General features: G+C 74.2%; 16 protein-coding genes and 1 pseudogene. 8 read left to right on the top strand and 9 right to left on the bottom strand.

Annotated features, from left to right (window positions below; genetic code table 11):
* Window positions 1–116: 116 nt before the first annotated feature.
* From O1G21_RS00435 to O1G21_RS00425, 3 genes are all read right to left on the bottom strand, one after another.
* Entirely contained in the window at window positions 117–554 is a 438-nt protein-coding gene (locus O1G21_RS00435; protein ID WP_270150731.1) for a nucleoside deaminase, read from the bottom strand.
* Window positions 449–4,210 (bottom strand): hydantoinase B/oxoprolinase family protein, encoded by a 3,762-nt coding sequence (locus O1G21_RS00430; RefSeq protein WP_270139712.1) that lies wholly within the window; start codon window positions 4,208–4,210, stop codon window positions 449–451. Before O1G21_RS00430 ends, O1G21_RS00435 begins: the two co-directional genes overlap by 106 nt.
* Window positions 4,211–4,330: 120 nt before the next feature.
* Complete coding sequence (locus O1G21_RS00425; protein WP_270139711.1) at window positions 4,331–4,936, bottom strand: hypothetical protein; 606 nt, start codon at window positions 4,934–4,936, stop codon at window positions 4,331–4,333.
* Window positions 4,937–5,197: 261 nt separating this feature from the next.
* Between O1G21_RS00425 and O1G21_RS00420 the strand changes: the two genes are divergently transcribed.
* The gene (locus tag O1G21_RS00420) at window positions 5,198–5,392 is read left to right on the top strand and encodes a DUF2795 domain-containing protein (protein ID WP_270139709.1); all 195 of its coding nucleotides are present in this window, start codon (window positions 5,198–5,200) and stop codon (window positions 5,390–5,392) included.
* 174 nt (window positions 5,393–5,566) lie between these two features.
* On the opposite strand, the pseudogene O1G21_RS00415 reads toward O1G21_RS00420, so the two are convergent.
* The 3 genes and pseudogenes from O1G21_RS00415 to O1G21_RS00405 all read right to left on the bottom strand — a co-directional run.
* A pseudogene (locus O1G21_RS00415) lies at window positions 5,567–5,851 on the bottom strand (hypothetical protein); the annotation flags it as partial.
* 121 nt (window positions 5,852–5,972) lie between these two features.
* The gene (gene ligD / locus O1G21_RS00410; protein WP_270139707.1) at window positions 5,973–6,881 is read right to left on the bottom strand and encodes a non-homologous end-joining DNA ligase; all 909 of its coding nucleotides are present in this window, start codon (window positions 6,879–6,881) and stop codon (window positions 5,973–5,975) included.
* 18 nt (window positions 6,882–6,899) lie between these two features.
* Entirely contained in the window at window positions 6,900–7,505 is a 606-nt protein-coding gene (locus O1G21_RS00405; protein WP_270139705.1) for a DNA polymerase ligase N-terminal domain-containing protein, read from the bottom strand.
* 120 nt (window positions 7,506–7,625) lie between these two features.
* Between O1G21_RS00405 and O1G21_RS00400 the strand changes: the two genes are divergently transcribed.
* A complete protein-coding gene (locus O1G21_RS00400; protein ID WP_270139703.1) occupies window positions 7,626–7,949 on the top strand; it encodes a hypothetical protein in 324 nt (107 codons plus the stop codon).
* On the opposite strand, the gene O1G21_RS00395 is transcribed toward O1G21_RS00400, so the two are convergent.
* From O1G21_RS00395 to O1G21_RS00385, 3 genes are all read right to left on the bottom strand, one after another.
* Window positions 7,851–9,107, bottom strand: a complete 1,257-nt coding sequence (locus O1G21_RS00395; protein WP_270139701.1) for an AI-2E family transporter — start codon at window positions 9,105–9,107, stop codon at window positions 7,851–7,853. The genes O1G21_RS00400 and O1G21_RS00395 overlap by 99 nt on opposite strands.
* 108 nt (window positions 9,108–9,215) lie before the next feature.
* Entirely contained in the window at window positions 9,216–9,419 is a 204-nt protein-coding gene (locus O1G21_RS00390) for a hypothetical protein (protein WP_270139699.1), read from the bottom strand.
* Window positions 9,420–9,483: 64 nt separating this feature from the next.
* Window positions 9,484–10,005, bottom strand: a complete 522-nt coding sequence (locus O1G21_RS00385; RefSeq protein ID WP_270139697.1) for a DUF2231 domain-containing protein — start codon at window positions 10,003–10,005, stop codon at window positions 9,484–9,486.
* Between the two features lie 177 nt (window positions 10,006–10,182).
* Here O1G21_RS00385 and O1G21_RS00380 point away from each other — a divergent pair, with 177 nt between their 5' ends.
* From O1G21_RS00380 to O1G21_RS00355, 6 genes are all read left to right on the top strand, one after another.
* Window positions 10,183–10,599, top strand: coding sequence for an STAS domain-containing protein (locus tag O1G21_RS00380; protein WP_270139695.1), 417 nt, complete (start codon window positions 10,183–10,185; stop codon window positions 10,597–10,599).
* Between the two features lie 394 nt (window positions 10,600–10,993).
* Window positions 10,994–11,881, top strand: coding sequence for a SigB/SigF/SigG family RNA polymerase sigma factor (locus O1G21_RS00375; protein ID WP_270139694.1), 888 nt, complete (start codon window positions 10,994–10,996; stop codon window positions 11,879–11,881).
* 96 nt (window positions 11,882–11,977) lie between these two features.
* Entirely contained in the window at window positions 11,978–12,358 is a 381-nt protein-coding gene (locus O1G21_RS00370; RefSeq protein WP_270139692.1) for an STAS domain-containing protein, read from the top strand.
* A gap of 32 nt (window positions 12,359–12,390) precedes the next feature.
* A complete protein-coding gene (locus tag O1G21_RS00365; protein ID WP_270139690.1) occupies window positions 12,391–12,810 on the top strand; it encodes a hypothetical protein in 420 nt (139 codons plus the stop codon).
* Window positions 12,811–12,924: 114 nt separating this feature from the next.
* Window positions 12,925–16,467 (top strand): HAMP domain-containing protein, encoded by a 3,543-nt coding sequence (locus O1G21_RS00360; protein WP_270139689.1) that lies wholly within the window; start codon window positions 12,925–12,927, stop codon window positions 16,465–16,467.
* Window positions 16,464–18,770, top strand: coding sequence for a SpoIIE family protein phosphatase (locus O1G21_RS00355; protein ID WP_270139687.1), 2,307 nt, complete (start codon window positions 16,464–16,466; stop codon window positions 18,768–18,770). Before O1G21_RS00360 ends, O1G21_RS00355 begins: the two co-directional genes overlap by 4 nt.
* Window positions 18,771–18,894: the final 124 nt, after the last annotated feature.

Genomic DNA, 18,894 nt, shown 5'->3' with positions numbered 1-18,894 from the left:
GCGAAACGCCCCACTCGGGCGCGCAGGCCGTCGCGATCCTCCCTCCGAGCGAGCGGCGCAGCACCCCATCGGAGCAATCGGCGGCGCCCGCTGGGAGGCGCCCAGGAGCGCGGCGACTACCCCCAGTACCCCACGTGGATCGCGGAGGCCTCCTCGAAGAGGAACGGCCCGGACACCTCCACCGTGTTGCCGCCGGCCGCGAAGACCGTGCGGCACGGCAGTTCGAGCACCGGCTCGTCCGGGTCCACGCCCGCGATGGCGTTCAGTTCGGTCGCGGCGAGCGCGTAGACGACCCGGCGGATGCCGCTCCAGTAGATCGCCCCGGCGCACATCGCGCACGGTTCGGTGCTGGAGTAGAGGGTGGCGTCGGCGAGTTGGTGCGGGGCCAGGGTGCGGGAGGCCTGACGGACCAGGTTGGTCTCCGCGTGGGCGGTGACGTCGTGGTCGGTCAGCACGGTGTTCTCGGCGGTGAGCAGGACGTTCCCGGCGGGGTCGGTGAGCAGCGCTCCGAAGGGGTGGTTGCCGTGGGCCCGGGCGGAGGCGCCGAGCTCGATGGCGGCGAGCAGGTGGGCGGGGGAGTGGTCGGCCATGTCGGGTCTCCTCGGGGCGGTGCTGGTCTTGGGGTTAAACGTATAACGTCGGGCGTGGTCCGTGGGGGTCGGCTGCCGTAGCCCCCTCCGCCGGGTGTGCGGATCTCCAGGGCGTCCCCCGCCTCGACGTCGGCGCTGCCGCAGCCGGGCAGGTCCTCGACGCCGCCGTCGGCGCGCAGGATCCGGTTCTCGCCGAGGCCGCCGGGGGAGCCGCCGTCCAGGCCGTACGGGGGGACCCGGCGGTGGCCGGAGAGCAGGCTGACCGTCATCGGCTCGCGGAAGCGCAGCCGGCGCAGCGCGCCGTCGCCGCCGTGCCAGCGGCCCGCGCCGCCGCTGCCGGCGCGGACGGTGAACTCCTCGACCAGGACGGGCAGGCGCCACTCCAGGACCTCGGGGTCGGTGAGGCGGGAGTTGGTCATGTGGGTCTGGACGACATCGGCGCCGTGGAAGCCGGGCCCGGCACCGGAGCCGGAGGCGATCGTCTCGTAGTACTGGTGGTTCTCGTTGCCGAAGCTGAGGTTGTTCATCGTGCCGGAGCCCTCGGCCTGGACGCCGAGTGCGGCGTAGAGCGCGCCGGTGATGGCCTGGGAGGTCTCGACGTTGCCCGCGGCGACGGCGGCGGGATGGGTCGGGGCGAGCATCGAGCCGGGCGGGACGATGATCCGCAGCGGGCGCAGGCAGCCGTCGTTGAGCGGGATGTCGTCGGCGACGAGGGTGCGGAAGACGTACAGGACGGCGGCGGTGACCACGGCGGAGGGGGCGTTGAGGTTGCTGTCCAGCTGGGGCGAGGTGCCGGTGAAGTCGATGGTGGCGCTGCGCTCCTCGCGGTCGACCCGGACCTCGACGGCGATCACGGCGCCGGAGTCGGTCTCGTAGCGGTACGAGCCGTCGCTCAGGCCGTCGACGGCGCGGCGCACCGCCTGCTCGGCGTTGTCCTGGACGTGCCGCATGTAGGCCTGGACGACGTCGAGGCCGAAGTGCTCGATCATCGCGTTGACCTCGTCGACGCCCTTGCGGTTGGCGGCGATCTGGGCGCGCAGGTCGGCCAGGTTGGTGTCCGGGTCGCGGGAGGGGTACCGCGCCTCGGTGAGCAGCCGGACCGTCTCCGCCTCGCGCAGCCGACCGTCCACCACCAGCGGCCAGTCGTCGAAGAGCACGCCCTCCTCCTCGATCTCACGGCTGGCGGCGGGCATCGAGCCGGGGGTGATGCCGCCGATCTCGGCGTGGTGGCCACGGGAGGCGACGAAGAACAGGAGGTCCTGCCCGTCGGCGTCGAAGACCGGGGTGACCACGGTGATGTCGGGCAGGTGGGTGCCGCCGTGGTACGGGTCGTTGACCGCGTAGGTGTCGCCCGGGCTCAGTTCGGGACCGCGGCGGCGGATCACCTCCTTGACGGTGGTGCCCATCGAGCCGAGGTGCACCGGGATGTGCGGGGCGTTGGCGACGAGGTTGCCGTCCGGGTCGAACAGGGCGCAGGAGAAGTCCAGGCGCTCCTTGATGTTGACCGACTGGGCGGTGGACTCCAGCCGGGCGCCCATCTGTTGGGCGATCGCCATGAAGAGGTTGTTGAAGACCTCCAGCAGGACGGGGTCGGCGGCGGTGGTGACGGTCTCCTCGGTGCGGGCCTCGACCTGCTCGACCAGCAGGTGCCCGGCCTCGGTCACGGTCGCCCGCCAGCCGTCGTCCACGACGGTGGTGGCGTTGGCCTCGGCGATCACCGCCGGGCCGGTCACGGTGGCGCCCGGGCGCATGGACTCCCGCTCCAGCAGCGGCACTTGGCGCCGCTCCCCGCCGATGTACAACTGGACGTCGACGGTATCCGGCTCGGTTCCGGAGGCGGGGGAGAGGGCGTCGAGTTCCGGCTGTTCGGTCAGGCCGGTGCCTTCGACTGCGAGGGCCTCGATGACCAGCGGGCGGTCCATCAGGAAGGAGTAGGTGGCCTGGTGCCGCTGCTCGAACTCGTCCCGCATGGCGTCCGGTTCGCCCAGCGGGACGCCGATCGTGGTGTCGGTGCCCTGGTAGCGCAGCCGGGCCCGGTGGGTCAGCCGGATCCGCTCCTCCGGGATGCCCTGGTCGAGCAGCTGGTGGGTGGTCTCCGCCGCCAGCTGGTCGGCCCGCTTCCGGACGGCGGCCATCTCGCCTTCCGCCAGCTGCCGTTCGACGGCGTGCTCGCGCAGCACGGTGGTGTCGGCCAGGCCGATGCCGAGGGCGGACAGCACGCCGGCCATCGGCGGGACCAGCACGGTACGGATGCCCAGCGCCTCGGCCACCGGGCAGGCGACCTGGCCGCCGGCTCCGCCGAAGGTGGTCAGCGCGTACCGGGTGACGTCGTGGCCCTGCTGGACGGAGATGCGCTTGATCGCGTTGGCGATGTTGCCGACGGCGATCCGCAGGAAGCCCTCGGCCGTCTCCTCGGCCGAGCGGTCGCCGATCTCCTCGGCCAGTTCGGTGAACCGACGGACGATCAGCTCGCGGTCGAGCGGCTGGTCGCCGTCCGGGCCGAAGACGCGCGGGAAGTGTTCGGCCTGGATCCGGCCGAGCAGCAGGTTGGCGTCGGTGACGGTCAGCGGGCCGCCGCTCCGGTAGCAGGCGGGCCCGGGATCCGCGCCGGCCGAGTCCGGCCCGACCCGCAGCCGTTCGCCGTCGAAGCGCAGCACCGAGCCGCCGCCCGCCGCGACGGTGTGGATGGCCAGCATCGGCGCCCGCAGCCGCACCCCGGCGACCTGGGTGGTGACCACCCGCTCGTACTCGCCCGCGAAGTGCGACACGTCGGTGGAGGTGCCGCCCATGTCGAAGCCGATCACCCGGTCGTACCCGGCCAGTTCGGACATCCGCACCATGCCGACGATGCCGCCCGCCGGGCCGGAGAGGATCGCGTCCTTGCCGCGGAAGTGTCCGGCCTCGGCCAGCCCTCCGTTGGACTGCATGAACATCAGCCGCACGCCCGCGAGTTCGTCCGCCACCCGGTGGACGTAGCGGCGCAGGCCGGGGTTGAGGTAGGCGTCGACCACGGCGGTGTCCCCGCGCGGCACCAGCTTCATCAGCGGGCTCGCCTCGCTGGACAACGACACCTGGTCGAAGCCGAGTCGCTCGGCCAGCCGCCCTATCTCGCGCTCGTGCGCGGGGTGCAGATAGCTGTGCAGGCAGACCACCGCGACCGAGCGGATGCCGTCCGCCAGGCAGTCGCGCAGCTCCTCGGCGAGCCGGTCGAGGTCGGGCGGGCGCAGCACCTCGCCGTCGGCGGCGATCCGCTCGTCCACCTCGACCACCCGGGCGTACAGCGGCTCGGGCAGGGTGATCTCACGGGCGAAGATCTGCGGCCGGTTCTGGTAGCCGATCCGCAGCGCGTCCGCGAATCCGCGGGTGATGACCAGCGCGGTCCTCTCCCCGGTGCGCTCCAGCAGGGCGTTGGTGGCCACCGTCGTTCCCATCCGGACCGAGTCGATGCGCGCTTCCGGGGGCAGTAGGGCGCGGATCCCGGCCACGGCGGGGTCGCGGTGGCGGGCCGGGTCGTGCGAGAGCAGCTTGTGGGTCAGCAGCCGTCCGTCCGGGGCCAGTGCCACCACGTCGGTGAAGGTGCCGCCGCGGTCCACCCAGAACTGCCAGCCCCTGGATGCCATGACCGGCTCCCTCCGCCGTGTCGCGTGTCCTCGCCCCGTGCGGTGAACGGCCCCGCGCACGAGTATCCGACCGGGCGAAGGGGGTGGGCAAACGGGCCGACCGGGGGCGCCTGGGGCCGGTCAGGCCCCGGCGTGGGCGAACAGCGCCGCGTGGCGGGCGATCGCCCCGGCGTGGTCGGCGCACTGCTGGTAGCAGCAGGCCAGCAGCACCAGGTCGGCGGCGTCGACCGGGTCCGCCGCCTCGTCGCGCAGCAGCAGCTCGTACAGCAGCCGCTGCCGCTGGCCGACCTCTAGCAGCTCGGTGAGCACATGGGTGACGCCCTCGGGCGCGCCGGACTCCAGCGCGTCGGCCGCCCGGGCCACCAGGTCCAGCGCCGCCTGCGCGATCCCGCGCAGCGGGGCCAGCAGCCGATCGCCGTACGGCTCCCGCTCCTGCCGCGTCCAGGCCGCCTCCAGCAGCCCCTGCACCAGCTGTCCGAGCGCCTCCAGCTCGCATCCGACGTGGACGCCCACGACCACCCCGGCCCGCCCGCCGAGCGCCGTGGCGGCGTCCTCCTCGATCCGGGCGCGCAGCTCGGCCAGGGCCTTCTCCGCGGGCGCGATCGCCTCGGGACCGGTGGCCGGGTCGGTCAGCACGGCGGTGGCGCCGCGCAGGGCGGAGTGCGCCAGCCGGACGAGATCGGCCAGCTCGCCGACCAGAGCGCGGTAGCCGGACATCCCGCTCACCTCCCGCCCCCTCGACCAGTGTCTCCCCGCCGCCGCGGCGCCGCCCCGGCCGACTGCGGTACCGGGCGAGGGCGCTGACCGCGTTTGGACCCGGGTGGCCCAATGTCCGTGGCTCACGGGTGCGGTCGCGTCGAGTTGGGCGCAGGGTTGCCCAAGGAGCAGTCCGCTGGGTGCGGCTGGTGACGCACCGCGCACACGACCGGCGGCCCCGGGTACGAGCCCGGGCTCCGCGACCACACCAACCACCGAAGGAGACGGCTGATGAGCCGGATCAACCCGAACGACGTCCAGAGGGCCCTGAAGGGCGCCAGCTACCCCGCCGACCGTGAGGAACTCGCTGAGAGGGCGCGCTCGAACGGGGCGGACGAGACCCTCGTGGACCAGATCTCCGAGCTCGATGTGGACAGCTTCGACGGCCCGGATGAGGTCAGCCAGGCGCTGTTCCGTCAGAGCTGACCGCTCGCGGTGGCCGGAGGCCCGGGGACAGCCCCGGGCCTCCGGCTCGTGGTGTCCCCGCCGCGGCCGGGGATCACGTACAACCGCTGGTGGAGCAGCACGCTGCGGGCCAGGACCACGACCTGCTGGAAGAGGCCGGACAGCGGGCGCGGGTCGGTGCGCCGACGGTGGTGCTCAGGCGGTGGCCAGGGGCTGCGCGGCGCTCAGCCGGTGCACGGCCGTGCCGTCGGCGTGCGGGGCCAGCGGGTCGCGCAGCTGCGCGGTGGCGGTGGTGAGGAGGTGGCCGTCGTGGTCGGCTCGGAGGGTCTCCAGGGCGAAGACGACTGGGGTCGAGTCCTCGGTGACCCGACTGCGGTGGGCGTCGCGGTGGTTCCAGCGGCGGGTCAGGATGCCGGTGGTGTCCGCGTAGACGATCTCGCCGGGCCTCGGGTGCTCGACGGTGTCGGGTTCGCCGAGCGGGGCCCCGCACGCCTACCGCGGTGCGGGCGGGGAGATCTGCCACCTGATCACGACCGTCCAGCTACCCGCCGGGCCGGTGACCTGACCGGCTCGGTCGTCCAGGGTGATCGGGCGGCCTGGCTCAGTCGTCCAGGGCGGCCAGGCGACGGCGGGCCGCGGACAGCGAGCGGCCCCGGGGGAGCGGGTGCCAGGGGTCGTCCGCGATGAGCTTCTCGGCGTCGGCGAGGGTCCACTGGCGGGCCGTGAGCGAGGAGTCCTCGACGTCGGCCCAGGCGACCGGCGCCGCGACGGGCGCGCCCGGCAGGGCCCGTACGGCGTAGGGGGCGACGGCGGTCTGGGCGTAGGCGTTGCGCTGGGTGTCGAGGTAGAGGCGGCCGTGGCGGTCCGCCTTGCGGGCGGCGGTGGTGAGGCGGTCCGGGTGGCGGGCGGCCAGCAGCTCGGCGAGGTCGCGGGCGAAGGCGCGGACCTCGTCGAACGGGGCCCGGCGGTCCAGCGGGACGAGGACGTGCAGGCCGCGCGAACCGGTGGTCATCGCGAGCGCGGGCAGCTCGAGCTCGTCCGCCAGCAGCGCGCGCAGCAGCAGCGCGGTCTCGCGCACCGGGGCGAACTCGGTACCGGGCGGGTCGAGGTCGATGACCAGGCGGTCCGGGTGGTCGGGCCGGTCGCTGCGCGAGAGGAAGCGGTGCAGGGTGGTGCACGCCTGGTCGGCGAGGTAGACCAGGGTCGCCGTGTCCTCGCACAGGGCGTACGTCACCGTGCCGCCCTCCTTGGGCAGTTCGACCCGGTGCACCCAGTCCGGGAAGTGCTCGGGGACGTCCTTCTGGAAGAACCCGCGGTCCTCGATGCCGTCCGGGTGGCGTTCGAGCATCAGCGGTCGCCCGCGCAGGTGCGGGAGCATGCGGGCGGCGACGGCCCGGTAGTAGCGGGCGAGGTCGGCCTTGGTGACGCCGTCCTCGGGGAACAGCACCTTGTCCGGGCGGTCCACCGGCACGGTGCGGCGGCCGGCCCGGACGTTCACGGTGGCGGTCATCCCGGCCTCCCGGAGGGCTCAGGGCGTCGCCCCGGCCGCGACCTGGCGCAGGGTGTGGCCGGTGCGGGCGGAGCGGGCGCGGTACGGGTCGGGCGTGCCGTGGGCGGACGCCCGGGCGTCGGCCTCCTTGACCAGCAGCCAGGCCTCCCGATTCCCACCAGTGCGGATCCGGGTGAGCGCGTAGCCGCCGTGCAGCTTGTGGCCGTCGAGCCGGAAGGAGGCGTGGCCGTGGTCGAGCGCCTCGGTGAACGGCACCGGGTGGCCGTCGCGGTCGGTGGTGAGGTTGCGGAAGGTGCCCTCGTCCCAGACGATCACCGTGCCCGCGCCGTACTCGCCCTCGGGGATGACGCCCTCGAAGGTGCGGTACTCGAGCGGGTGGTCCTCGGTGGGGGCGGCCAGGCGCTTGTCGTGCGGGTCGGTGGACGGGCCCTTCGGGACGGCCCAGGACTTCAGCACGCCGTCGGCCTCCAGCCGGAAGTCGAAGTGCAGGGTGCTCGCGTCGTGGATCTGCACCACGAAGCGCGGCTGCTCACCCGGTGGGCCGTCGTCCTCGCCGCGCGGTTCCGCCGTCCGGGTGAAGTCGCGCCGGCGGTGATAGCGGTCCAGGGCGTCTTTCGCGGTCATCGCGTCCTCCCAGGGGATGCGCTTCCGACGCGGAGCGGCTACCCCGGCCACCGGTTCTCACCCGTTCCGGACGTTACGGGACCCGCCGGCTGGGCAGCCGCCGGATGGGAGGTGGCGCGGATGGACGGGCCGGGGCTCTCCGGGCGCGAACTGCGGATCCTCACGGAGATCGAGAACGGGCTGCAGACGGACCGCCGCCTGGACCGCGCCCTGCGCACCATGCGGCACGGGCCCCGCTGGCTGGCGGGACGGCTGCTGCGGGCCGTCGCCCGGGTGCCGGTCTTCGTGTTCTCGCTGCTGGGCGCGCTGTCCGCGACCCTGCTGTTGATCAGCGCCACCGCGCACTCACCCGCGGTGCTCACCGGATTCTCCCTGGTCTGGGCGTCGTCGATCGCGCTGGGAACGGCGCGGGTGGTCGCCCACCGCCGGGGTATCGCCCCGTGACCCCGGTCGGCCCGGCCGTTCCGGCGGCTCGTGGTCCCGCAGCTCGGTGAGCACCGCCCAGGCCACCGACACCACCGGCACGGCGACCAGCGCGCCCAGCACCCCGGCCAACACCGCGCCGCCGATCACCGACAGCGCCACCGCCACCGGGTGGATGCGCACCGACCAGCCCAGCACCAGCGGGTGCAGCAGGTGTCCCTCGATCTGGCCGATGATCACGATCAGCGCGAGCACCAGCAGCGCGACCACCGGCCCGCGCGCGGCCAGCGCCACCAGCGCGGCGATCGCCAGCGCGATCGGGGAGCCGATCAGCGGCACCAGCGCCGCGACGAACTCCAGCACCATCAGCGGCAGCACCAGCGGCACCCGCAGGATGGCCAGGGCGATGCCGACCAGTACCGCGTTGCTCGCCGCCACGATCAGCACCCCGCGGGTGTAGCCGGCGAAGGTGTGCCAGGCCGCCCGCCCGGCCCGGCTCCAGATCGGGCGGGCCCCGGCCGGTAGCTGGCGCTGCGCCCAGCTCCACATCCGGTCGCCGGAGTGCAGGAAGAACACCGAGCAGAAAACCGCGAGCGCCAGCCCGGTGGCCAGCTCGACGGCCCGGCTGGCCCCGCTGAGCGCGGTGGTCAGCAGGGCCGAGCGGTGCGCCGACAGGAACGCCCCGATCTTCGCCCGCAGGTCCGTCACGGTGCCGGGCCGCAGGCGGAAGGGGGCGCGGGTGAGCCAGTGATCGATCCGGCCGAGACCGCCGCGCAGCTCGTTGCCGATCCCGCTCCACTGGTCGGCGACGTTCGTCCCGACCAGCGCCAGGACGCCGCCGATCAGAGCGATCGCGCACACGAACGCCACCAGCACGGCGAGCGGGCGGGGCATCACCTGGTGGAGCAGATCGACCAGCGGGCGCAGCACGGAGGTGATCACCAGTGCCAGGAACAGCGCGATCACCGGCAGCCGCAGCTCGCCGAGGACGCCGACGACCAGGTACGCGGCCACGCCGAGCAGCGCCAGCCGCCAGACGTACCCGGCGGCGGTGCGCAGCCCGGTCGGGACGTGCTCAGGGGGCGCCGCCGGACGGGCCCGGCGCAGCGTCACCCGGGGCGGGCGGCTGCCGAGCGGCCGGGGGCGGCGGGCGGGCCGTCCCGGGCCGTTCACGCCCACCGGCCGGCTCCGAGGCGTCGCAGGGGTGGCACCGGCAGGGGCCGGTGCGGCCGGGTCTCCCGGCGGGGGGTGCTCACGGGACGGTGTCCGGGGCGCGTCACGGCCGGCTCAGTCGGGCGTCTCGTGCGGTTCCGGCTCGTGGGCCGGTTCGGTCAGTTCGGACTCCCGGCGGCCGTCCGGCCGGCGCTGCCCCTCCTCGGGCACGGGCGGCGGACCGTCGTCGGCCATCCGGGACTCGGGTGTCTCGACCGGGGCCGGCGGGTCCTTCGGCACGGGCGTGTCGTGCTCACGGGTCGGGTCCTGGTCGCTCATGGGGCTCGCCTCCGTCGTCCTCGGTTCGTTCGTCCTGCGGCCGGCACTTCCCGCACGGCCGGGTTCAGGCGGCCTTGTCGTGGTGGATGCGCAGCGGCCGGATGTTCTGCACCGCGGGCTCGTCGCTCTCCTGGTAGTGGGTGAGCCGGACGCCGATGTGGTAGTTCTGCACCAGCATCCAGCCGAGGAAGCCGGCGCTGACGGTGCACACCAGTCCGGCGGACGCGAGGGCCAGGCCGAGCGCGGTGCCGCGCGGCGGGCCGTCCCAGTGGCCCACGTAGAAGCCCAGGGTGATGGCGAACAGTGCCAGCGCGACCACGTTGAGTCCGGCGTGGGCGAGCCCGACGCCCTTGGCGCCGGAGTCCTTCGGGATGCCCAGCAGCCAGTCGGCGAAGCCCGGCAGTGCGGCCAGCAGGGCACCGCCGACTCCGGCGATGTTCATGGCGATCGCGAAGTTGAGCCAGAACTGCTGGCCGTTCGCGGCGTACACGGCGAAGCCCACCAGCGTGCCGGTGTAGCCGGCCACGGGGTAGGCGATGAGCATGGGATGGACCGGATGGCCCGCGATGGTGGCCCTGCTGTACATGGAACCCTCCCGGGTGGAAGTCCTGCCCCCAGCGTCTCTCCGGCTCGGGGGCTCGTACACCTCGGCGCGGCGGGATCCCGTGCCCTCGGTCCGAGGGCCGTTCGAGCGTTTCGGCGCGCCGCGCGGCATGATGGTCGGGACGGCACCCTGCCGTTCCGAGTGGACCGGGAGCGCACGATGCCAGGGCCAATCGAGGTCCCCAGCGAGGGGGAGCAGCGGAGTGGGGGCCTGCGCGTCGTGGTGGACGACCGGGCCTCGGTGCGGGTCGTCACGGTGGCCGGGGAGCTGGACCACGACTCGGCGCACGTGCTGCGCGCCGCGCTGGCGCGACCGCTGCACGACGGCGTGCGACGGATCGTGGTCGACCTCGCGGAGCTGCGGTTCTGCGACTCCACCGGCCTGAACATCCTGCTGCGCGCCCGGCTCGACGCGGACGCGGCCGGGCGGACCCTCGAAGTCGCGCGGCCGCAGCCGATCGTGGCCAGGCTGTTCGAGGTCACCGGCACCGACACCGTGCTGCGGGTCCAGCCCGACCCGGACGCGGAGCTCGGTCCCCCGGAGGCCGCCGACGCCCCTCCTTCCGACCCGGAGTGAGGTGGCGGGCCGTGAGCCCACCGGGGAGTGACGGACTGCCGGGGGCCGGGCGGACCGGACGACTCGTGTTCGCGGGCAGCGAGGGCGCGGTGCGGCGCAGCCGTCGCGTTGGTACGCGGATCCGGGTCGGCCGGGCGGGCACGGTCTGCGGGTGGTGAACCGGCTCGCCCGGGCCTGGGGGGCGGCGCCCGAGGACGGGGGCAAGCTGGTCTGGCTCGAGGTGCCGTCCCCACTGGACCTGCCCGGCCACTGACGCCGGCGGCGTCGTCGCGGAAAGCCGTTCGCGCCGTCGCGGAAAACGGACGAACCGGGCGAAAGGTGAGTCGGCCGCCGGATACCGGGTAGAAGCCCCGTGCAGCGGCCGCGGATTCGCGGCGCTGCCTGGAGAATCACCGTGTCCGGCATCCTGGAGACCGCGCCTTCGGCGCCGTCCGATCTGCCCCCGCGCCCGACCGAGGCCGAGCTCCGCGCGATGGGGAAGGCCGAGGCGCGCGAACTGAGCGACGCGCTGTTCGAGCGGCTGTCCGGGCTGGCCCGGGAGAGCGCCGCCTACAGCTACGTGCGCGGCACGGTCATCGAACTCAACATGCCGCTGGTGCGGTTCATCGCCGCCCGCTTCCGGCACCGGGCCGAGGACATGGACGACATCCTCCAGGTAGGCACGATCGGCCTGATCAAGGCCGTCGACGGCTACGACCCGCAGCGCGGCGTCGAGTTCGTCACCTACGCGATCCCCACCATCATGGGCGAGGTCAAGAGGTACTTCCGGGACACCTCCTGGCCCGTGCGCGTCCCGCGGAGCATGCAGGAGCTGTACCTGACGGTGGCCCGGGGCTCGGACCGGCTGGAGCAACGACTCGGCCGCCTCCCGCAGCCGGCGGAGATCGCCGATGACCTCCACCTGACCGTCGAGCAGACCACCGAGGGCCTGGTCGCGGGCCGGGTCTACCGCCCCAGCTCGCTGGACGCGCTGCGCGAGCAGGACACCGACGAGAGCGGCAGCGCCATGCTGGACCGGCTCGGCGACTGCGACCCGGGCATCGAACTGGCCGACTTCCGCACCGCCGTGCGCCCCCTGCTCGCCGAACTGCCCGAGCGCGAACAGGCCGTGCTCAAACTCCGCTTCTGGGACGGCTGCACCCAGTCCGAGATCGCGGCGCGCATCGGCGTCTCCCAGATGCACGTCTCCCGGCTGCTGAGCGCCACCCTGACCCGGCTGCGCGAACGGCTGGAGGACCGCGACGCCCCGGGCTGGGCCGAGGAAGCGGAGGACTGCGGCTGAGGCCGAACTGCTCCGCCGTCCGGCGTTTCCGGGCCCCCGCAGTGGATAGTCGCGCTGCGGGGGTCGCTGCGGGAAGGGACCTGGAGGAGGAACACGATGGCGCGCCGCCAGCCGAAGGACCACAGCCTGGCGCACGGCCGCCTCGGCGCGCCCGGAGCCTTCATCGCTCAGGCCTCACCGTGGGCCGAGGGCACCGTGATCGCGTTGTACGGAGAACTCGACCTGGACTCGATCACCGAGCTGAACGCGGTGCTCCTGCCGGCCCTGGCCGAGCCCGCCACGGTGATCGTGATCGACTGCGCCGGGCTGGACTTCTGCGACTCCACCGGGCTCAACGCCCTGCTGCGCGCCCAGGCCCGGGCGCTCGACGAGGGCAGCCGGATCGAGCTGGCCCGCCCCCGGCCGCTGGTCCTGCGGATGCTCGAACTCACCGGTGCCACCGACGCCTTCCGAGTGCGCGACACCGTCCCCGGCTGAGGCCGCCGGGGGAGCGGAGGAAGGAGCCGGCCGTGGCCGCACTGCTGATCGACGGTGACGACCTGGTCGTCCGCCTGGCGTGGTGGGAGCGGGTCGTGACCCGCCGCAGGGAGGTCCGGGTGCCGCTGGACGCCGTCACGGCGGTCGAGATCCAGCCGGACCGCTGGCGGGCGCTGCACGGCGTCCGGGAGGGCGGGCTGACCGTACCCGGCGCGCTCTGCCTGGGCGTGTGGCGGCACAAGGACGGACGGGACTTCGTGGCCCTGCGCGGGCACCGGCACGCCGTGCTGCGCGTGGAATTGCGCCGACCGGCGCCGTTCGCCGGGCTCGCCGTGGAGACGGACGACGTGCTGCGGACCGCGGCCGAGCTGCGGACGCTCGCTGGGCACGCCGTCGCCCCGCCCGAGCGGCAGGCGGGCGCGCCGCCCCCGCCTGAGCCGGCGCCGCGGTGACCGGGGCTGCCACCGCCGGGCTTCCGGTGGCACAGTGGGAGCAGGGCGGTGGCCCGCCGCCCCGGGCCGGGGTGCCCAGGAGGCGCCCGGCCGTGCGATCCGGACGGTGGACCGATGGACGAGCACCCTGAGAACGGGCTTGCCGAACAGCCGCTGCGGCAGCTGCTCGCCGGGCTCACGGCGGTCCGCGACGGAGACTTCCGCACCCGGCTGGACCCGGACCGGCCGGGGGAACTGGGGGAGATCGCCACGGTCTTCAACGGGATGTCCGAGCAGCTGTCCCGGGTCACCTCGGAGGTGACCAGGGTCGCCCGGGAGGTCGGCACGGAGGGCCGGCTCGGCGGGCAGGCCCAGGTGCCGGACCTGACCGGGACGTGGCTGGACCTCACCGACTCGGTGAACGCGATGGCGGGCAACCTGACCGGCCAGGTCCGGGCGATCGCGCGGGTGGCCACCGCCGTCGCCTCGGGCGACCTCACCCAGAAGATCCGGGTGGACGCGCGCGGCGAGATCCTGGACCTCAAGGAGACCCTCAACACGATGGTCGACCAGCTGTCCGCCTTCGCCGACGAGGTCACCCGGGTCGCCCGTGAGGTCGGTACCGCCGGGAACCTGGGCGGGCAGGCGACCGTCCGGGGCGTCTCCGGCACCTGGAAGGACCTCACCGACAACGTCAACGTGATGGCCTCCAACCTCACCGGCCAGGTCCGCTCGATGTCCGAGGTGGCGACGGCCGTCGCGCGCGGGGACCTCTCGAAGAAGATCACCGTGGAGGCCAAGGGCGAGGTCGCGGCGCTCGCCGCCGCGATCAACACCATGGTCGACACCCTCTCGGTCTTCGCCGACGAGGTGACCAGGGTGGCCCGCGAGGTCGGCACCGAGGGCATCCTGGGCGGCCAGGCCCGGGTGCCGAACGTCGCCGGGACGTGGAAGGACCTCACCGAGAACGTCAACTTCATGGCGCACAACCTCACCAGCCAGGTGCGCAACATCGCCCAGGTGACCACCGCCGTCGCCGAGGGCGACCTCACCCGCAAGATCGACGTCGACGCCCGCGGGGAGATCCTGGAGCTGAAGACCACCGTCAACACGATGGTGGAGCAGCTGAGCTCCTTCGCCGCCGAGGTGACCAGGGTGGCCCGCGAGGTCGGCAGCGAGGGCCGACTCGGCGGCCAGGCCCGGGTGGAGGGCGTCTCCGGCACCTGGAAGCGGCTCACCGAGAACGTCAACGAGCTGGCCGGCAACCTCACCCGGCAGGTCCGGGCGATCGCCGAGGTCACCAGCGCCGTCGCGGCCGGCGACCTGACCCGCTCGATCAGCGTGGACGCCTCCGGCGAGGTCGCCGACCTCAAGGACAACATCAACGCCATGGTCGAGTCGCTGCGCGAGACCATCCAGGCCAACCAGGAACAGGACTGGCTGAACACCAACCTGGCCCGCTTCTCCGCCGCGATCCAGGGCCGCCGGGACATCCAGGCCGTCGCCGAGATGATCACCGACGAGCTGACGCCCCTGGTCGACGCCCAGTACGGCGCCTTCTTCCTGGCCGAGGAGACCGACGGCGGCACCGAACTGGTCCGGATCAGCGCCTACGGCCGGTCGGCGGACGAACTCTCCGACCAGCGGGTCAAGTTGGGCGAGTCCCTGGTCGGCCAGGCGGCGCGCAGCCGGCGGATCATCGCGGTCGACGAGCTGCCGCCCGGCTACGCCGTCATCGCCTCCGGCGCCGGGGCCGCCGACGCCCGCTCGCTCGTCCTGCTGCCCATCGCGCTGGAGGAATGGCTGCTCGGTGTCCTGGAGTTCGCCTCCGTTCACCCCTTCACCGAGGTGCACCGTGACTTCCTGGCGCAGTTCACCGAGGCCTGCGGCGTCAACATCGGCACCCTGCTGGCCAACGCGCGCACCGACGAACTGCTCGGCGAGTCGCAGCGGCTCACCGCCGAACTGCAGGCGAGGTCCGAGGAGTTGCAGGCCGGGCAGGAGGAACTCCGCCACTCCAACGCGGAACTGGAGGAACAGGCCGCGCTGCTCGCCGACCGCAACCGCGACATCGAGGCCAAGAACCTGGAGATCGAACAGGCCCGCCAGGAACTCGAGGAACGCGCCCGGCAGTTGAGCCTGACCTCGATGTACAAGTCCGAGTTCCTCGCCAACATGAGCCACGAGCTGCGCACCCCGCTGAACAGCCTGCTGATCCTCGCCCAACTGCTCGCCCAGAACGCCACCGGCAACCTCACCGCCAAGCAGGTCGAGTACGCGGGCGTCATCCACTCCGCCGGAACCGACCTCCTCCAGCTCATCAACGACATCCTCGACCTCTCCAAGGTCGAGGCCGGCAAGATGGAGCTGACGCCCGAACCCTTCGCCGTTCGCGAACTGCTGGAGTACGTCGAGTCCAGCTTCCTGCCCCTCGCCGACCAGAAGGGCCTCACCTTCGCGGTCACCGTCGACCGGACCGTGCCGGACGAACTCGTCACCGACCAGGCACGGCTGCGCCAGGTGCTGCGCAACCTCCTCTCCAACGCGATCAAGTTCACCGACAAGGGCCGGGTTGAGCTGCGGATCCAGTGCGTCGAGGGCCCCGAGCTGCCGCCCGAACTCGGCCGCGCGGGGGCGGCGGTGGCCTTCCACGTCGAGGACACCGGCATCGGCATCGACCCCACCCAGCTGGACACCATCTTCGGCGCCTTCCAACAGGCCGACGGCACCACCAGCCGCCGCTACGGCGGCACCGGTCTCGGCCTGTCGATCAGCCGGGAGCTCGCCCGGCTGCTCGGCGGCACCCTCACCGTCGCCTCCATCGCCGGGCAGGGCAGCCGCTTCACGTTCTACCTGCCCCTCGGGGCGCTCGAGCGGCCCCACGGTGGCCGGGCGGGCGCGCCCGGGGTCCTGGTGGTCGAACCCGAGCCGCCCGGCCTGCTCACCCTGCTCGCCCGCGCCGCCGTCGAGTCCCTGGGCGCCGCCGCGCCGGCGGTGCGGATCGACACCGCCCAGGACGAACCGGGGCTGCGGGCTGCCCTCGCCACCGGGCCGCACCGCTGCGTGCTGCTCGACCTCGCCCACTCCGGACAGCTCGCGCCCGCCCTGCTCGACGTGCTGGGGGACGCCACCCCGGTCCTCGGCTACCAGGGCGACGGCGCGTCCGACGCGGTCGCGGTGGGAGGAGTGGAACTCACCCACGGACTGGACGACCTGCGCGAGCGCGTGATCCAGCGGCTCGGCGGCCGCCACCCGGCCGACCCCGGCCCCGAGGCCGCCGCCCAGGCCACCGACGAGCGGCTCGCCGGGCGGACCGCCCTGATCGTCGACGACGACGTGCGCAACGTCTTCGCCCTGGCCTCCGTCCTGGAGGAGAACGGACTGACCGTGCTGCACGCCAACGACGGCCGGACCGGGCTCGAACTGCTGCGCGCCCACCCCGAGACCGACCTCGTCCTGATGGACGTCATGATGCCCGGCCTCGACGGCTACGCCGCGATCGCCGCCATCCGCGCCGACGAGCGCTTCGCCCGCCTGCCGGTCATCGCCGTCACGGCGAAGGCCATGCCCGGCGACAAGGACAAGAGCCTCGCGGCGGGCGCCGACGATCACGTCACCAAACCCGTCGACACCACCCGGCTGATCGACCGGTTGCACCGCTGGCTGGACGCGCCATGACCGCCCGGCCCGAGCTCGAGGAGAGCACCGCCTTGGCCCTCGCCGGGACGGTCCGCCGCCTGCAGGACGCCGCCGCCCGGCTGCGGGCCGAGGCCCGCATCCGTAGCGTCGTCGACCTGGCCACCGGCGTCCTGTCCGAGCGCCTCGGCGTCCTCCCCGCCGAGGCGGCCGCCCACCTGGTCCGGCTGGCCCGCGAGGCCGGCGTCCCGGTCGTGGCCCTGGCGGCCGACATCACGGGGCTGCCCGCGGTCGAACTCGAGGCAGCCCGCGCGCCGACACCCGGGACGGCGGGTGGGTCGGCGCCCGGGACGGTGAGTGGGTCGGCGCCCGCGTCGCCACCCGTCGCCCCCGCCATCGCCGCCGAGCCCGACCTGCAGCGGGCCGCCGGGGCCGTCCTGGAACAGCTGACGGCCTCGCTCGGGGTCCGCTCCCTCGCCGTCTGGCAACGCCTGCCCGGCGGCGCGCTCGCGCTCGCCGCGCACAGCGGATTCGCCGAGGCCGAGGCCGAGGCCTGGAGCCGGGTCCCGCCCGGCGTCGCCACCCCGGCCCAGCAGGTCGTCGGCGGCGCGGCGGAGCTGTGGCCCGGCGATCCGACCGCCGCCGGGCCGTCGATCGGGACCGGAGTGGTCCGGGCGGTCCTGCCACTGCTGGAGACGGGCCGACGGCGCGGCGCGCTGGAGGTGCTCTGGCCCGAGCCCGGGCCGGCCCTCACCCCGTCCCAGCGCCGCCAGCTCCGGGCCCTCGCCGAGCTCTGCACGACCCTCCTCGGCCCGGCCGGCGAACCCCCGATGCCCGAGGACCTCGACGTCCTCCTCGAAGGACTGCTCACCCCCGCGCTGCTGCTGGAACCGGAGCTCAGGGACGGTCACCTCGCCGACTTCACGATCCGGCGGGTCAACGCGCAGTTCCGCGACCCACTGGGCCGCCCCCGGGACGCGCTGGAGGGCACGTCGTTCCTGGAGGCCTACCCGGTCGCCGGCGCCACCGGGCTGTTCGAGCGGCTGCTGGCGGTGCACCGGAGCGGAGTTCCGCTGCCCGGCGGATCCGTCCAGCTGGTGCTCCGGGACGGGCCGCTCGCGGTGCCCGTCACCGTACGGCTCGCGGTCGCCCCGCTCGGCGGGCAGCTGCTGGTCGGCTGGGAAGCGGAGACCCGGCCGCCGGACGAGGACGAGCAGACCGCACTGCTGCGCCAGGCACAGCGGCTGGCCCGGGTCGCCGGGTTCGAGGAGGACGCCGATCACGGCCGGATCCGCTGGAGCGCCGGCCTCCGGGAGTTCTTCGGCCTACCCGCCGGAGCGCCGCCCGTCCCGCTGGCCCAGCTCGCCCGGCACGTCCACCCGGACGACGAGCCCGCCGTGCGGCGCCTGGTCGACACCGTCCGGCACCGCCTGCGAACCTCCTCCGCGGTGTTCCGGCTGGCCCGCCCGGACGGCAGCTACCACTACACCCGGGTCATCGCCGAGCCCGTCCTCGACGACGCGGGCCGGTTGGCCGCACTACGCGGCGCCTACCACGACGTCTCCGCCCAGCACCGGACCGAGCTCGCCCTCGGCGCCACCCGGGCGCGCCTGGCCGACAGCGAGCAGGAGTCGGCCGAACGCGCCCAGCTGGCCCTGCGGCTCCAGCAGGCCATCCTGCCCACCGCGCCGCCACCGCTCGGGGTGAACGGCCTGCGGGCCGCCGTGCGCTACCGCCCGGCCGCCAAGCGCGACCGGGTCGGCGGCGACTGGTACGACATCCTGCCGCTGCCCGACAAGCGCGTCCTGCTCGCCGTCGGGGACGTCGCCGGGCACGGCGTCGGCGCCGCCACCGGGATGGTCGCGCTGCGCCACGCCCTGCGCGGTCTGGCCGTCACCGGGGCGGGCCCGGCCCAGCTGCTGGAGTGGGCCAACACCGTGGCGCTGCGGGAACCGGGGCAGGTCACCGCCACCGCCGTGTGCGTGCTGCTCGACCCGGCCGGCGGCGAGCTGCGCTGGGCGCGGGCCGGCCACCTGCCGCCGATCCGGCTGGGCCGCGACGGCGCGCACGTGCTGCCGCTGCCGCACGGGGTGCTGCTCGGGGCCCTGGACGAGGCCCGGTACGAGGAGCACCGGGTGCACCTGTCCACCGGGGACGTGCTGCTGCTCTACACCGACGGCCTGGTCGAACGGCGGGACCGGCCGGTGGAGGACTCCGTCGACCAGCTGATCCGCACGGCCGGGGCCCCGGGGCCGGACCTCGAGCACTACCTGGACCGGTTGCTCGACCTCAGCCCCGCCGACACCGAGGACGACACCTGTCTGATCGCCGTCCGGGTCGAGTAGGGCGCGCGCCGGGCTCGACCGGGGCCCGGGGTGTGGCCGGCGACTCCCGCCCGTCCGGGGCCGGTGGAACGTTACGGACGGAGCCCGCAGGGTAGGCGCGGCCTGGTAGCGGGGGGCGGCCGAC

The sequence above is a fragment of the Kitasatospora cathayae genome (genome assembly GCF_027627435.1).
Lineage (GTDB): Bacteria > Actinomycetota > Actinomycetes > Streptomycetales > Streptomycetaceae > Kitasatospora > Kitasatospora cathayae.
The sequence above is the reverse complement of the archived record's forward strand: the minus strand, read 5'-3'. Positions and strand labels throughout refer to the sequence as shown.

What these genes read in the sequence shown, in the direction of transcription:
- O1G21_RS00405 (WP_270139705.1), bottom strand. Translation starts at nt 7,505, where the DNA reads ATGACCGCGAAAGACGCCCTGGACCGCTATCACCGCCGGCGCGACTTC.
- O1G21_RS00360 (WP_270139689.1), top strand. Translation starts at nt 12,925, where the DNA reads ATGGACGAGCACCCTGAGAACGGGCTTGCCGAACAGCCGCTGCGGCAG.
- ligD (WP_270139707.1), bottom strand. Translation starts at nt 6,881, where the DNA reads ATGACCGCCACCGTGAACGTCCGGGCCGGCCGCCGCACCGTGCCGGTG.
- O1G21_RS00355 (WP_270139687.1), top strand. Translation starts at nt 16,464, where the DNA reads ATGACCGCCCGGCCCGAGCTCGAGGAGAGCACCGCCTTGGCCCTCGCC.
- O1G21_RS00370 (WP_270139692.1), top strand. Translation starts at nt 11,978, where the DNA reads ATGGCGCGCCGCCAGCCGAAGGACCACAGCCTGGCGCACGGCCGCCTC.
- O1G21_RS00400 (WP_270139703.1), top strand. Translation starts at nt 7,626, where the DNA reads ATGGACGGGCCGGGGCTCTCCGGGCGCGAACTGCGGATCCTCACGGAG.
- O1G21_RS00380 (WP_270139695.1), top strand. Translation starts at nt 10,183, where the DNA reads ATGCCAGGGCCAATCGAGGTCCCCAGCGAGGGGGAGCAGCGGAGTGGG.
- O1G21_RS00385 (WP_270139697.1), bottom strand. Translation starts at nt 10,005, where the DNA reads ATGTACAGCAGGGCCACCATCGCGGGCCATCCGGTCCATCCCATGCTC.
- O1G21_RS00430 (WP_270139712.1), bottom strand. Translation starts at nt 4,210, where the DNA reads ATGGCATCCAGGGGCTGGCAGTTCTGGGTGGACCGCGGCGGCACCTTC.
- O1G21_RS00390 (WP_270139699.1), bottom strand. Translation starts at nt 9,419, where the DNA reads ATGAGCGACCAGGACCCGACCCGTGAGCACGACACGCCCGTGCCGAAG.
- O1G21_RS00420 (WP_270139709.1), top strand. Translation starts at nt 5,198, where the DNA reads ATGAGCCGGATCAACCCGAACGACGTCCAGAGGGCCCTGAAGGGCGCC.